This is a genomic window from Halomonas sp. BC04 (assembly GCF_000568385.1).
Genome location: NZ_AZQX01000416.1, coordinates 1 through 13998 on the forward strand (window position 1 = coordinate 1; position 13998 = coordinate 13998).

Annotated in this window: 16 protein-coding genes and 2 pseudogenes; 7 read left to right on the forward strand and 11 right to left on the reverse strand. The window is 60.4% G+C overall.

Going from position 1 to position 13998, the window contains the following annotated elements:
• Positions 1-309, forward strand: a pseudogene (locus Q427_RS32885) (electron transfer flavoprotein subunit beta); the annotation flags it as partial.
• Between the two features lie 461 nt (positions 310-770).
• Complete coding sequence (locus Q427_RS27520) at positions 771-1748, forward strand: IS110 family transposase (protein ID WP_043518763.1); 978 nt, start codon at positions 771-773, stop codon at positions 1746-1748.
• Positions 1749-1818: 70 nt separating this feature from the next.
• Here Q427_RS27520 and Q427_RS27525 read toward each other — a convergent pair whose 3' ends face one another.
• Together Q427_RS27525 and Q427_RS32890 are read right to left on the reverse strand one after the other, a co-directional pair.
• Positions 1819-2859, reverse strand: coding sequence for an HsdM family class I SAM-dependent methyltransferase (locus tag Q427_RS27525; protein ID WP_197030852.1), 1041 nt, complete (start codon positions 2857-2859; stop codon positions 1819-1821).
• Positions 2856-3377: a type I restriction-modification system subunit M N-terminal domain-containing protein gene (locus tag Q427_RS32890; RefSeq protein ID WP_197030853.1), complete on the reverse strand. Its 522-nt coding sequence runs from the start codon at positions 3375-3377 to the stop codon at positions 2856-2858. The genes Q427_RS27525 and Q427_RS32890 overlap by 4 nt, the downstream gene beginning before the upstream one ends.
• Positions 3378-3606: 229 nt before the next feature.
• Between Q427_RS32890 and Q427_RS27530 the strand changes: the two genes are divergently transcribed.
• The gene (locus Q427_RS27530) at positions 3607-3789 is read left to right on the forward strand and encodes a hypothetical protein (protein ID WP_043518764.1); all 183 of its coding nucleotides are present in this window, start codon (positions 3607-3609) and stop codon (positions 3787-3789) included.
• Between the two features lie 6 nt (positions 3790-3795).
• On the forward strand, positions 3796-4185 hold the full coding sequence (locus Q427_RS27535) for a MarR family winged helix-turn-helix transcriptional regulator (RefSeq protein WP_197030854.1): 390 nt from the start codon (positions 3796-3798) through the stop codon (positions 4183-4185).
• Positions 4186-4198: 13 nt separating this feature from the next.
• Here the strand turns inward: Q427_RS27535 and Q427_RS27540 are convergent, their stop codons facing one another.
• The 6 genes from Q427_RS27540 to Q427_RS27565 form a co-directional block, all read right to left on the reverse strand.
• The gene (locus Q427_RS27540; RefSeq protein WP_081786245.1) at positions 4199-5155 is read right to left on the reverse strand and encodes a reverse transcriptase family protein; all 957 of its coding nucleotides are present in this window, start codon (positions 5153-5155) and stop codon (positions 4199-4201) included.
• Positions 5155-5442 (reverse strand): helix-turn-helix domain-containing protein, encoded by a 288-nt coding sequence (locus Q427_RS30795; protein WP_043518765.1) that lies wholly within the window; start codon positions 5440-5442, stop codon positions 5155-5157. Before Q427_RS30795 ends, Q427_RS27540 begins: the two co-directional genes overlap by 1 nt.
• Positions 5443-5485: 43 nt before the next feature.
• The gene (locus tag Q427_RS27550) at positions 5486-5719 is read right to left on the reverse strand and encodes a hypothetical protein (protein ID WP_155833723.1); all 234 of its coding nucleotides are present in this window, start codon (positions 5717-5719) and stop codon (positions 5486-5488) included.
• Between the two features lie 601 nt (positions 5720-6320).
• Entirely contained in the window at positions 6321-7964 is a 1644-nt protein-coding gene (gene groL, locus Q427_RS27555; protein WP_043518767.1) for a chaperonin GroEL, read from the reverse strand.
• Positions 7965-8027: 63 nt separating this feature from the next.
• A complete protein-coding gene (locus Q427_RS27560) occupies positions 8028-8321 on the reverse strand; it encodes a co-chaperone GroES (protein WP_043518768.1) in 294 nt (97 codons plus the stop codon).
• A gap of 229 nt (positions 8322-8550) precedes the next feature.
• Positions 8551-9072, reverse strand: coding sequence for an FxsA family protein (locus tag Q427_RS27565; protein ID WP_043518769.1), 522 nt, complete (start codon positions 9070-9072; stop codon positions 8551-8553).
• Between the two features lie 241 nt (positions 9073-9313).
• On the opposite strand from Q427_RS27565, the gene Q427_RS27570 reads away from it, so the two are divergent.
• On the forward strand, positions 9314-10075 hold the full coding sequence (locus tag Q427_RS27570) for an SDR family oxidoreductase (protein ID WP_043518770.1): 762 nt from the start codon (positions 9314-9316) through the stop codon (positions 10073-10075).
• Positions 10076-10159: 84 nt separating this feature from the next.
• Here Q427_RS27570 and Q427_RS27575 read toward each other — a convergent pair whose 3' ends face one another.
• From Q427_RS27575 to phhA, 3 genes are all read right to left on the reverse strand, one after another.
• Positions 10160-10381, reverse strand: coding sequence for a ComEA family DNA-binding protein (locus tag Q427_RS27575; protein ID WP_442905598.1), 222 nt, complete (start codon positions 10379-10381; stop codon positions 10160-10162).
• Positions 10382-10722: 341 nt separating this feature from the next.
• Entirely contained in the window at positions 10723-11064 is a 342-nt protein-coding gene (locus tag Q427_RS27580) for a 4a-hydroxytetrahydrobiopterin dehydratase (RefSeq protein ID WP_043518772.1), read from the reverse strand.
• 36 nt (positions 11065-11100) lie between these two features.
• Positions 11101-11931, reverse strand: a complete 831-nt coding sequence (phhA, locus tag Q427_RS27585) for a phenylalanine 4-monooxygenase (protein ID WP_051496780.1) — start codon at positions 11929-11931, stop codon at positions 11101-11103.
• Positions 11932-12548: 617 nt separating this feature from the next.
• Between phhA and Q427_RS36615 the strand changes: the two are divergent.
• Positions 12549-13529: pseudogene (locus tag Q427_RS36615) on the forward strand (sigma 54-interacting transcriptional regulator); the annotation flags it as partial.
• A gap of 107 nt (positions 13530-13636) precedes the next feature.
• Positions 13637-13807 carry a TyrR/PhhR family helix-turn-helix DNA-binding protein gene (locus Q427_RS36620; protein ID WP_331280723.1) on the forward strand — a complete coding sequence of 57 codons (171 nt, stop codon included), beginning with the start codon at positions 13637-13639 and terminating at the stop codon, positions 13805-13807.
• The last annotated feature ends 191 nt before the right edge of the window (positions 13808-13998 follow it).

Genomic DNA, 13998 nt, shown 5'->3' on the forward strand with positions numbered 1-13998 from the left:
ATCGTCAGTGTGGATGCTGCGGCACCGGCGGCGCGCCAGAGCGCCTTCGGCCCGGCTCGTCGGGCTGAGGTCGAGGTCACGCCGGTTGCCGCAGACCCCGATCGCGAGCTGGCCGAGTGGCAACTGACGCCGGCCCGCAAACGGCCCAAGCGGTTGAAGATCGTCAAGGCTGCTTCGGCCCGGGATCGCTTCAAGGCCGCCGCCGCCAAGGCGGAGGGTGGCAGTGGCCAGGTATTGGAGGGCGTCTCGGCGGAGCAGGGCGCCGAGGCGATCTTGAAGCTGCTCGAGACGGAAGGGGTGCTGCGATAGGCCGTGTCGGTCTTTTGTCTCTCACAGGTATGTCGATGCCTCTTTTGGGCAAGTGGCGTGCCCGGGAAGGCATAGGCTGGAGCAGCACGATCGGAAAGGGCGTCTTGCGCCCCATGCACACCCCTAGGCTCTGTCTGAAAAGTCGACGAGCGATGGTCAGACAAGGCAATAATCGGTGAAAAGACGGAGTTTACGGGTTGTAAATGAGTACTTTGAGCCGATTTTTAACGCCGTATGGCCGAGCGCAGGCACTTTTCGGACAAAGCCTTGTGTCTCTCCGGGCTTGTTGATTAGCTACCAGCAGGCCTTGGCATCAGGGTGAGCATCCACAAAGCCTGAGGCGTTACAGCCTGGCACTTAGATTATGCCCCCTGATGCCCTCTATCTCGATAGCTTGAATGGTATCCAAGCCCCTCCCCAATTGGAGTGAGGCTGAACGAACAAGGAAAGGCGACGAGAGCATGGCAGTGATTGGTATCGACGTCAGCAAGCAGAAGCTCGATTGTGCCTGGCTGCGCGATGTGGCCACCGGCAAGGTCAAGACACGAGTATTTGCTAACCGCCGGCAAGACTTCCCTCACTTGCTGGAGTGGCTTGAGCACCAGACAGGCGAGCCGCGTGATCGACTGCACATTCTGATGGAAGCGACGGGCATTTATCACGAAACGCTCGCGTATTGGTTACACGCCGCTGGCATCCAGGTCTACGTCCTCAATCCTGCCCAAGTACGCGACTTCTCCCGCAGCCTGGGAGTACGCGGCAAAACGGACAAGAAAGACAGTGTGGTGCTGGCACGGTATGGCGCGACTCAACAGCCTGGACGCTGGCAGCCAGAGCCCGAGGAAGTACGCAAGCTCAAGGCACTGGCAGCGCGCCTTGATGCCCTGGACAAAGACATCTGCCGCGAGCGCAACCGGCGTGAGAAAGCCGAGTTCGCCATGGCAACCGATATCCTGCGCTCCATCGATGACATCCTGCTGGCATTGACGCGCGAGCGGGATCGTCTCCAGCAACAGATCGATGATCATCTCGACCAACACCCTGGCTTGAAGCAGGACCGTGACTTGCTGCAAACGATCCCAGGCGTTGGCCCAGCGGTATCACTCCGACTATTGGCGATGCTACGTAGTCGCGCTTTCGAGAGCGCCCGGCAGGCTGCCGCCTTTGCTGGACTCGTGCCCGTGAGTTGGGAATCCGGTAGCTCCGTGCGAGGGCGGCCCCGTTTGTCGAAAGCCGGCAATCCGAAGCTGCGTCAGAGTCTGTACATGGCGGCCGTAGTAGGACTGAATCGAAACCCGGATATTTCTGCGCTCTACCAGCGGCTGACAGGAAACGGCAAGAGCAAGATGGCGGCCTTGGGGGCGGCGATGCGAAAGCTGATCCACATCGCCTACGGAGTCCTCAAGACGCAAACCGCATATCGGCCACAAACCACCTAATGGGCAGTTTGTAGCCGGTTAGGAGAGATGGTATCTAGTTGATCCAATTTATAAGCAACGCGCTCTGAAGTCATGCGGGTACCTCAAGGACACTTGCAATGTTGCGAGATATAGAGGCTTCCAGTTCTCTCGCCTCGGAGTTCAACACCTCCAGTTCCTCAGCCAGCTCCTCCAGCCGCTCCGTAAAGTCCACATCCTCAGTTTCTCTCGCCGCTGCACCCACATAACGTCCAGGATTCAGCGACCAGCCCTGCGCCTCCATCTCCTCCCGAGTCGCCACTTTGCACAGGCCAGGGATATCCGCGTAGCCCTCAGCCAGCCCCTTCTCGGCCAGCAGCGACTCACTGCCCTGATCCAGCTCCACAGCTTCACCACGGTAGAGGCGCACGATGTTGGCCAGGAACTCGACCTGCTCCGGCAGCCAATCGCGATGGGCTCGGTCGATCTGGCGGTAGAGGTGGCGGGCATCGACGAACAGCACCTTGTCACCGCGCTCGGTCTCGGCCTTGGCACGGTCGAAGAACCACAGGGTGCAAGGCAGAGTGACGGTGTAGAAGAAATTCGGCCCCACTGAGACGATCACATCCACGGCACCGGACTCGATCAGCTTCTGGCGGATCACCTGTTCGCTGCCTCGGGCATCACCCGCCGAGTTGGCCATGACGAAGCCAGCCCGCCCGGTAGGCTTCAAGGCTGCGTAGAAGAGCTGGATCCAGAGGTAGTTGGCGTTGTCGGTCCTGGGCATCCCGTAGGGGAACCGGGGATCACCCTCCAGGCGCTCCTTGTCCACCCCCGAGACGTTGAACGGGGGGTTGGCCATCACGAAGTCGAAGAAGCCGTCACCGTTCTTGTAGACCGAATGGTGGGGATCTTCGTAGTAGGTGTTGGAGACCCGCACATCACCAGATAGGCCGTGCACCGCCAGGTTCATCTTGTTGAGGTTGACGGTGGTCTGATCCTTCTCGGTGCCGAAGACCGAGATCTCATCCATGGCCGTTTTGTGGTGGCGCTCTACGAAGTTCGCCGAGTGGACGAACATGCCGCCGGAGCCACAGGCCGGGTCGAAAATGCGTCCTTGGTACGGCTCGATGATCTCAACGATCAGCTTCACGATGGACTCGGGGGTGTAGAAGACGCCGCCCTTCTGGCCCTCCTTGAGGCGAAGTTGCCCAGGAAGTACTCGTAGACCTTGCCGAAGGCGTCCCCTGACAGATCCACCGGGCCGATGAGCTTGAGCAGCTCCTGCAGCACCCAGTTCTCCAGGCGCGTGTAGTTACGCGGCAGGGCACCCTTGAGGTCGGTGTTCTCCTCCTCGATGTCCTTCATGGCATCGTTGATGGCCTTGCCGATGTTGTCGCCCTCGGTGAGCGACTGCAGGTAGGAGAAGCGGGCAGTCTCGGGGAGGAAGATCACGCCCTCTGCCAGATAGTCGGCCTTGCTCACCTTGCGGCGGCCACCGGACCCCACCGGCCCCAGCTTCTCCTCGGCAATGGCGTACTTCCTGTCAGCGTACTTGAGGAAGATCAGCCCCAGCACGGGGGCCGAAAACTCAGCGGGCTTCAGGCCGGTGTTAGCCCATAGCTGGTCAGCAGCTGCCCACAGCCGCTTTCCTACGTCTCCATTGACCAAGGTCTTGCTCCGGTTCGTGTTGCAGTGTTCTTCAGGATAGTTACATGTCGCCACCTTACTACACGGGCTGAGGTGGTGCATGTCAGTCAATACTACATCTGAACTGTGATCCATCCCCGCAATTGATGTGTTAGTGAATATAAGACATTGATATAAATGATTATTTGTGGGTAACCTGCTTCTATTCAGACATCAGCCACACAGACGGTGAACGCAGCGAGGCGGTTTCATGAAGATCACAGCGGGAACATGGGGAGTGGGGATAGCCATCATGGGGCTCGTCATCCACCTCTACTGGGGCGACATCTATATCAGGTTGCCGAGAGTAGGGGAGTTGGCTTGGAACACCACTGGCCTCCACATGAACCGGATTCAGCCGGGGAGTCCGGTGCCTAAAGAGTTCAGGGAGTGATGACTGGTGAACGACTCCACGATAGACCTTGCAGCGGGCACCACCAACTCACCCATCCCGGCACACTACGACAAGCTGGCCGTGAGGCGTCTGGCACGTTGCATCGCAGAGATTCGGGCAGTGCAATCGGAGATCCAGGCGCAATCCATCCATGTGCTGCTGGAAGTGGCCATCCAGCCGGAAATCACCATGGGAGGGTTGATCAAGAAGACAGGGTTAAGCCAAGCATCATGCTCTCGGAACGTTACGCTATTGTCTGACCAAGACAGGCACGGTAAGCCGGGGTTGGGGCTGGTCGAAGCAGAGGAGGATCCCGCAGAACGCAGGAGGAAGATCGTGAGGTTGACGCCGAAGGGGAAAGAGCTGATTGCACTGCTGGCGGATATAGTGAGATGAGAGGATGCTCAGCTCAGATAATTGCATCCAGACGCTGGGCCAGCTTCCGCGCCTCGGAGTGTTTCAGACGGACTAGCCTTCCAACTCGTCCCTTGGCGCTGTCCCAGGCTTTGCGGTTTTCGGGTGTCATTCCTTCTCTGCCGACTGCCTTCTCCAAGTGGCGGACTGCAGAGCGGATCCTGTTTCGCTCGTCCTTACTGATGGCAGGAGTGCGCCCGGCAGTTACCAGCCCCGTGACTTCCAGCTTTCTCCCCTTGCGGCAGACATGACTCTTGGAGCGCTTGGGCCGACACCCCTTTGAGGTCAGCATCCGGTAGACCTTGGCCCTAGCCTCGCCAATCGTGCTGTCAGGAATCCGGTGGCGCGATGAATAAGTCACATCGTCGACGAAACGAGAGTATGTCAGGCCCATCGCCTTCAGATCTTCTACCAGTTGCGCCTCTCGGTCCCAGAATGCGAGATTTGCTAGGTAGCTGCTCGTCTTGGCCCCTTGCGGTATAGACCCCTTCCGCGTTGTCAGTGTGGTCAGAAGCTCCGCTACTTCAGGAGAGAATCCAAAGAAGCGTAGCCAGACCGTGAACACCAGTTTGCTATCCAGCGATGGGTAGAAGTCCGCAATGTCGTCCAGTATCAGAATCGCTGCGCCCGTATGCAGGGCCGCATTCGATACGTGGTCTCTTGGGAACTCGGTATCCTTGATACCGCCATGCAGGTAACGGGGGAAGCGAACTTTGTGGAGAATCTTCTGGACGATCTGATGCTGTACACGTTTCAGGTCTGGGTACGCATCGTAGGTCATCCGAAGGCTGCCATCCTTCTTCTCCTGAGGAACAGGCCGGTAAGAAGCAGACGCTGTCTCGGCGATTGCCTCCAGCTTGGGAAGCGGAGTGTTCAGTAAACGCGCAAGGAGCTCAGGATCCACAATCGGATTGTGAGGGTAAGTCGGCGTCAGCTCAGGCGAGACGCGCATCAAGCTGACTCTCTCATCAGATTCAGGGCAGCGGCAGAGAGCTTTTCCTTCAGCTCTGGAGTAAAGCCTTTCAGGTCTTCTTCTTCGGCAGCGAGAAAGAGCAGCAGGGTCATCGGAACCTCCAGCCCTTTGGCAATACTCTCCAGCGATGACAGGCCCGGATCTGACCTTTCACCTCGCTCAAGGAGTGATAGATAGGAAACTGACACGCCAGCACGTTTGGCCAACTCTCCTTGAGTCAGCTTACGCTGCTGGCGGCACAGCTTGATTGCGTATCCAATATTCATGTCTCGCAACCAATCGGAAATCTTAAAGTAGTGGTTTGCTGTGTCACATCAAGTCCTCAAAAAGCGCCTTGATCACGGGAAGGTACTTCAAGGCCTCACCGAGCTTGGCCAGGGCGGCAGCCGCCCTTGCTGGCTTTGGATCGGCAGTCAGTGCCTCCTCCAGAATCGTAATCGCCTCATCCAGTCCATCTGTAACGCGAGCATCTACGTCGTCGTGCATCTCCGACCGCACCTGCTTGAGCAGGTCGACAGTCTTGGTTAAACGTGCAGTATTCATCGGAAATACCTCGTCTCTCATCGGGCGTAATTGCCCCGCCGTCAAGCAATTGAGCCGATAAGGAACGCGTAGATGCTCCAGCAAACCACCGTTCAGCTCCTTGTTAAAGGAGCCTCCCGCCGTACAAGACTGCTGACTATCGGCTATCTGAGACACCGAGCAGCCGGGTCGCTGTGCGGCAAGTGAACCCTAGGTGAACAACTCCCGGGTTGACCAACAAGGTTGGTCCGCTTGCAAGCTCAATCGAGGTAAATCAACACGTTTAAAGAGCACCTGGGTGGTACACCCAGCCTGAGAACAAGAGTAGCTGTAATTTTACTGACAGTCAAATTCCGTGTGCAGATCCTGTGGACGTGCGTTGCGGGGTTAGCTGGCCAGGTACCCACCAAAAGAAAACCCCCGGTGGCTGGGAGTAGGCTTCCTACATTCCCATGACCGGGGGTTTCGTTTAGCAGGGCAGGAAGCTCTTCAGGAGAGGCCTGGTGGTCTTGAAAACCATTTCCAGACCTTCCTACAATCTTCCTACATTCCTTCCTACATCTATGCCTACATTGATCTGTAAAGCATTGATTTCAAAAGGATGATAGGGGTGGTTGGCTGCTTACATCATGCCGCCCATGCCACCCATACCACCCATGCCGCCCATGTCCGGAGCGGAGTCCTTCTCTTCCGGATCGTCGGCGATCATGCACTCGGTGGTGATCATCAGGCCTGCCACGGAGCCAGCGGACTGCAGGGCAGAGCGGGTCACCTTGGCCGGGTCGAGGACACCCATTTCGAACAGGTCGCCGTACTCGCCGGTCTGGGCGTTGTAGCCGAAGTTGCCTTCGCCTGCCTTCACCTCGTTGAGGATCACGGAGGCTTCCTGGCCGGCGTTGGTCACGATCTGACGCAGCGGTGACTCCATGGCGCGCATGGCGATGGCGATACCGTGGGTCTGGTCGACGTTGTCGCCCTGGAGGTCCTTGATCTTGGTCAGTACGCGAACCAGCGCGGTACCACCGCCAGGCACGACGCCTTCCTCGACGGCGGCGCGAGTGGAGTGCAGGGCGTCTTCGACGCGAGCCTTCTTCTCCTTCATTTCCACTTCAGTGGCGGCACCGACGCGGATGACGGCAACGCCGCCGGCCAGCTTGGCGACGCGCTCCTGGAGCTTCTCGCGATCGTAGTCGGAGGAGGTGTCCTCGATCTGGGCGCGGATCTGGTTGACGCGGGCTTCGATATCACCCTCGCCACCGTCACCATCGATGATGGTGGTGTTTTCCTTGGACATGGTGATGCGCTTGGCGCTGCCCAGGTGATCCAGCGTGGCCTGCTCGAGGGTCAGACCCACTTCCTCGGAGATCACGGTGCCGTTGGTCAGGATGGCGATATCCTGCAGCATGGCCTTGCGACGGTCACCGAAGCCGGGCGCCTTGGCGGCAGCCACCTTGACGATGCCGCGCATGGTGTTGACCACCAGGGTGGCCAGTGCTTCGCCTTCGATGTCCTCGGCGATGATGGCCAGCGGCTTGCCGGCCTTGGCAACGGCTTCCAGCACCGGCAGCAGCTCGCGGATGTTGGAGATCTTCTTGTCGACCAGCAGCAGGTAGGGGTCTTCCAGCTCGACCGCCATGGTGTCCTGGTTGGTCACGAAGTAGGGCGACAGGTAGCCGCGATCGAACTGCATGCCTTCGACCACTTCCAGCTCGTCTTCCAGGCCACGGCCTTCGTCGACGGTGATGACGCCTTCCTTGCCGACCTTTTCCATCGCTTCGGCAATGATCTCGCCGATGCGAGCGTCGCCGTTGGCGGAGATGGTGCCGACCTGGGCGATGGACTTGCGCTCGGTGCAGGGCACGGCCAGGTTCTTGATTTCCTTGACCGCTGCGATGATGGCCTGGTCGATGCCGCGCTTCAGGTCCATCGGGTTCATGCCCGCGGTCACGCCCTTCATGCCCTCGGTCACGATGGACTGGGCCAGCACGGTGGCGGTGGTGGTGCCGTCACCGGCGACGTCGGAGGTCTTGGAAGCCACTTCCTTGACCATCTGCGCGCCCATGTTCTCGAACCGGTCCTTGAGTTCGATTTCCTTGGCGACGGAGACGCCATCCTTGGTCACGGTCGGTGCTCCGAAGGACTTCTCGATAACCACGTTACGACCCTTCGGGCCCAGAGTGGCTTTTACGGCATTGGCCAGGATGTCAACGCCACGGGCCATGCGCTTGCGGGCGTCGTCGGAGAACTTGATTTGTTTCGCTGTCATTTTTCGCTACTTCCTGTGAGTTCGTGAACGTCGTATGGAAAAGGAGGTAAGAGCAGGAGCGGCTCAGCCTTCGACAACGGCGAGGATATCGGACTCGCTCATGATCAGGACTTCTTCACCATCGATCTTCTGCTTCTCTACGCCGAAGCCTTCTTTGAAGATCACGGTATCGCCGACCTTGACGTCCAGCGGGCGGACATCGCCGCTGTCGAGAATCCGGCCGTTACCGACGGCGAGTACTTCGCCACGAGTCGGCTTTTCCTGGGCATTGCCCGGAAGCACGATGCCGCCAGCGGTTTTTTGCTCTTCTTCAACGCGACGGACGACGACGCGATCGTGCAAGGGACGGATGTTCATTGCTCACGTTCTCCTGATGGTTTGCAGTGCCATGATTCAACACATGGCGGTTCATCTTCACCCTTCCAGTCATCTGGAAGGTGGAGGCGAGGGACGCCTTCCTTGTCGAAGGTGTCGAGCCCTGCTCGACACCGAAGCCTGGTGCTGACCGTGAAATGGGGTCGGGCAATTTCCTTTCAAGGGCCAGCACGAAATTTTTTTATGCAATGAGTCTGATTGACACAGCGACTTATCGACTCGTCTCGTCACGGCTGATGAAATCTCCCTCCAATGGCCCGTCTTCGTCATCGCCCTGGCCCGGGCGGCGGGTCCCTTCCTTGCCTGCCTGTTCGCCGCGAGCCTGCTGCCAGTCGTCGGACTCTCCTTGCCTGTTTCCACTGCGGCGCGCAGCGAGGATCTGCAGGCGAACATTGGCGATGGCCAGCAGCCTGGCGAGCAGACGCCTGGCCCCGGGAATCACGCAAAGAAAGCCCAGTGCGTCGGAGAGAAAGCCGGGGGCCAGCAGCAGGGCGCCGCCAAAGATCAGGGCCGCGCCGGTGAGCAGTTCGCTTGAGGGCAGCTCACCCTGCTCCATGCGCTGCCGGGCGCGGGCGAGGGCGGCGGTGCCTTCCCGACGGATCAGGTAAAGCCCGACAAAGCCGGTGCCGAGCACCAGTGCCAGCGTGGTCAACAGGCCGATGTTACTGCCCACGGAAAACAGGATGACGAAATCGAGCAGGGCAAAGAGGGTGAAGATAAGCAGAAAAGGCATGACGGCTCCGGGAGGGTCGGTTGCCGAAAGGATGGGGGCAGATACGGGAAAATCAACCATGGCGAGCAATCGTGATGTCAGGGATGGTGGGCAGTTGATAGCGGGCTATTGTTTGCTGCAATGCACAAAGATGCTAATGTGGCATTAAAGCTTCCTGCTCATGCGGCCGAAATAAGCAGGAGAGCGGAATTAAGCGATGTAGCGGCGCTGGTGCCGTTGCCACAATATTCTGAGGAAGCCTATGAAACTGGACAAGACAGTCATTGCCATCACCGGTGGAGCCCGCGGTCTCGGCTTCGCCATGGCGCGTCGCCTGGGCAAGCAGGGCGCCATCCTGGCATTGCTCGACATGGATTCCGATGCGCTCGACCATGCGGTATCCGCTCTGCATGGCGAAGGCATCAAGGCCGGGGCTTACAGGGTCAATGTGGCCGATGAGGACTCCGTGAAGCAGGCCTTCAGCGATGTGGCCGGATCCCTTGGGCCAGTCAGCGGCCTGGTCAACAATGCAGGCATCCTGCGCGACGCGCTGTTGGTCAAGGCCAAGGACGGCAGGGTCGAAAAGACCATGTCGCTGCAGGCGTGGCAGCAGGTCATCGACGTCAACCTGACCGGCGTCTTCCTGTGCGGGCGCGAAGCCGCCGCGCAGATGGTCGAGGCGGGTCACGAAGGGGTGATCGTCAATATCTCCAGTATCTCGCGGGCCGGCAACATGGGCCAGAGCAACTACGCTGCCGCCAAGGCTGCCGTGGTCTCGTTGACGACCACCTGGGCAAAGGAGCTGGCGCGCTACGGCATACGCGTGGGCGCCGTGGCCCCGGGCTTCATCGAGACCGACATGACGGCTTCGATGCGCGAGGACATGCTCGAGAAGCTGACCGCCGGCGTTCCGCTGAAGCGCCTCGGCGACCCGGACCACATCGCCCAGAGCGTGTCGTTCATCTTCGAGAATGACTATTTCACCGGTCGCGTCATCGAATGCGACGGTGGCTTGCGCCTCTGAGTGAATGGCGTGTCGATAAGAAGGAAGTGATCTGAACCACGAGGCCGGCGGTGAATACCGCCGGCCTCGTCGCGTTTCACGGGGTCAGAATTCGACCTGGTCGCGGAAGGCCTCCACCGTCGCCGGCCCGATGCCGCTGACCCGGGTTAGGTCGTCGGCACTCTCGAAGAGACCGTTGGTCTCGCGCTCCTCGATGATGGCTTCGGCCCGGCTGGGTCCTACACCCGGGAGTTCAGCCAGTAGCTCGGCATCCGCCGTGTTGACATTGATGGGGGCCACTTCCTGGGCCTGGGCCGCGGAGGCCATGGCCAGCAGCACGCACAGAATCAGGCCGATCGCCGCACCATGAAGGTTACCTTTCATGATTCTTCTTCTCCGTGTTGGAAGTTTCTGACACCGGGCGGTGTCCCGTTAAAAGCTATAAGAAAGAACGCGATGGTGGGGTCGGCACATGACGTTTTTCTTTGTAAGAAAAAGCCGATTATCATGGTCGTCATTTTCGCCGTCGTCTGTGGGAAAACGCCTTGCCGAGATGAGGGGAGAAGGCTTACAAAGTCGCCCGACTCCGCCAGCCGGCGGGTCGGGCGTGGTCTGAACCGGCACTAAGCGCAAGGAGCTCAGGGCTTAGGTATTGGTGCAGTATTCCCTTATTCGGTGGCGGCTTCGTCGGTCCTGGCCGCCAAAATGAAATCGTTCTTGTGCAGGCCCTTCATTTCATGGGACCACCAGGTCACGGTGACCTTGCCCCATTCGGTGAGCAGGGCGGGGTGATGGCCCACCTCTTCGGCGATCTCTCCGACCCGGTTGGTGAATGCCAGTGCCTGCTTGAAGTTGCGGAACTTGAACACGCGCTCGAGCTGCTTCACGCCGTCGCGTTCGACGATTTCCCACTCAGGGATATCGCGAAGGTAGGCCTGGATCTCTTCATCACTCACATGGGGTGCATCCCAGCTACAGGCCTCACACTGCTGTTCGGATAGTTGGCTCATGTCGCCTCCTTGTCGTCGTCGGGGGATTGTTGTCCATCAGGCCTTGGCACGTTTGGGGGCCGGCTCGAAGAGCGGCTCGTGCAGCCCCAGGGCCATGGCTTCCTGCACCATGCCCATGATGTCCTTCCGGGAAAGGTCGTGCAGTGTCTTGAGGTCGTCAAGCACGTAGTAGAGCGGCTGCAGGATATCGATGCGGTAGGGCGTGCGCAGCGCTTCGACCGGGTCGAAAGGTGCATGTACCGGCGTCTCCGACAGGGCATGCAGGGTCTCCTTGGGCGAGGAGATGATGCCGCCGCCATAGATGCGTCGTCCCACCGGCGTATCGACCAGTCCGAACTCCACGGTCATCCAGTAGAGGCGTGCCAGGTAGACCCGCTCCTTGGGCGATGCCGCCAGGCCAAGCCGACCATAGGTAGCGGTGAACTCGGCGAAGGCCGGGTTGGTGAGCATGGGGCAGTGGCCGAAGATCTCGTGGAAGATGTCCGGCTCCTTGAGGTAATCCAGCTCTTCCGGGCTGCGGATGAAGGTGGCCACCGGGAAGCGCTGGCTGGCGAGCAGGGCGAAGAAGGTGTCGAAGGGGATCAGCGCCGGCACCTGGGCGGTTTCCCAACCGGTGCTGGCCTTGAGAACCCGGTCGATTTCGCCGAGCTGCGGTATCCGGTCTTCCGGCAGGGCGAGTCGCTCGAGGCCATCGAGATACTCCTGGCATACGCGCCCCTCGATCATGCCGAGCTGGCGTTGCATCAAGGTCTGCCAGGTGGCGTTGTCCTGCTCCGACCAGGCGATATGTCCATTCTCGTCGGGCAGGCGTGCGCGATAGCCGGTTTTGCTGGCGACATCGCTGAGATAGGCGTTGGATGATGTCATGGGATCTCCGCTGGCGGTTTGTGATTGTCTTTATGCGACTGTCTTGTACGTGCCTTGGATGGCTTCGAGTCTAGACAGGTACGCCGCCGGAAAGCGCCTGCGTTACACCTCACCGCTCAGTCATGCGTCGGCGATATCGTAAAGAAAACCTTACAACAGAATTGGCCAGCAGCCTTCTGAAGGGAAAGTCCCGGACAGGCTGGATTGAGGTCGCGTGGGTGTCACGTTATCTTGACGTTAGAGTCACGGTGGCTTGACGTCTTTTTCCCGCCGTCTCTGCCATTACCACCATTCGGCCGTTTCTGATTCGAGTACTCCTGATGAGACTGAGGTTCCACTGCCAGAATCGCATCGGCATTCTGCGCGACATCGTGTCGCACTTCGTTGACTACGGGCTCAACGTGGCGCGGGGCGAGGTGGGTGGCGAGCACGGCAACGCCATCTACCTGCATGTGCCCAACCTGCTCAACGCCCAACTGGCGACCCTCAAGCCTGTCCTGGAGGCCGTGCCCGGCGTGTTTGGCGTCCGCCGGGTCAACCTGATGCCCAGCGAACGCCGTCACCTGGAACTCGATGCGCTGCTGTCGTCACTCTCCGACCCGGTGATGTCCATCGACATGGAGGGGCATATCGTGGCGGCCAACCGTGCCGCCGGCCAGCTGCTCGGGGTGCGCATCGACGAGGTGCCGGGCCTGTCGTTGAATCGCTACCTGCCCGACGTCGACCTGCCGGCATTGATTCGCCGCAACAACGCCCGGGTCAATGGGCTGCGCATCAAGCTGCGCGACGCCACTTTCCTCGCCGATATTGCCCCCCTGCACCGGGAGCATCTCGATGACGTGGCGTCTCTGGCCGGTGCGGTGGTGACCCTGCACAGCGTCGACCGCATTGGCGAGCGGATCTACCAGGTCCAACGCCAGGAGCTGCGGGGCTTCGATGCGCTGTTCCAGGCCAGCCCCAGGCTGGCATCGCTGATTCGCGAGGCCCGTCGCATGGCACCGCTGGAGGCGCCGTTGCTGATCCAGGGCGAGACCGGCACTGGCAAGGAGCTGCTGGCCCGGGCCTGTCACCTGGCCAGCTCCCGGGGCCAGGCGCCGTTCATGGCGCTGAACTGCGCCGGCCTGCCGGAATCCATGGCCGAAACCGAGCTGTTCGGTTATGCCCCGGGTGCTTCGAAGGGCGCGCCCCGAAGGCAAGCTGGGGCTGCTGGAGCTCACCGCGGGGGGCACCATCTTCCTTGACGAGGTGGGCGAGATGAGCCTCGTTTGCAGGTCAAGCTGCTGCGCTTCCTGCAGGATGGCGGCTTTCGCCGGGTGGGTAGCGACGAGGAGACCTACCTGGACGTGCGGGTGATCTGTGCCACCCAGCAGGACCTGCCCCGGCTCTGTGCGGAGGGGCACTTTCGCCATGATCTCTACCATCGCCTCAACGTGCTGTCGCTGGCGGTGCCGCCGCTGCGGGAGTGCCTGGACGGCATCGAAGCGATGGCCAACCACTTCATCGACCGGGCCGCCCGCCAGATCGGCTGTCGCGCACCGTCGCTGTCGCCGGCGGCATTGGCCCGGCTATCCGCCTACCATTGGCCGGGCAATGTGCGCCAGCTGGAGAACGTGCTGTTCCAGGCGGTGTCGCTCTGCGAAGGCGAGGCCATCGAGCCTCCCACCTGCGCCTGCCGGATGTGGGGGAGGCGCCGGGGCTTTCCGGCATGGACCTGGACGGCACCCTGGCCGACATCCTCGGCGAAGTGGAGCGGCGGGTGCTGTCGACGCTCTATCCGCATCACCCTTCCAGCCGCCAGCTGGCCAAGCGCCTGGGGGTTTCGCACACCACCATTGCGAATAAACTCAAGCGCCACGGTATCGGCATCGAAAGTTAGCGTCGGCAAATCAGGAAGAAGAGACCAGGGCCGAGCGGGCCACCAGGTCGCGCACTTCGGCGTAGTGGTGGGCTTCCAGCGCCCCGAAGCCGGCCAGTCGCCGCGCCTTGAGCCGGGTGAGCAGCGGCGTGGTGAGGCCGCACAGGAAGCGCGTGATCAGGTCAGGGGTGAGGGGGTGGCGATCCTGGCTG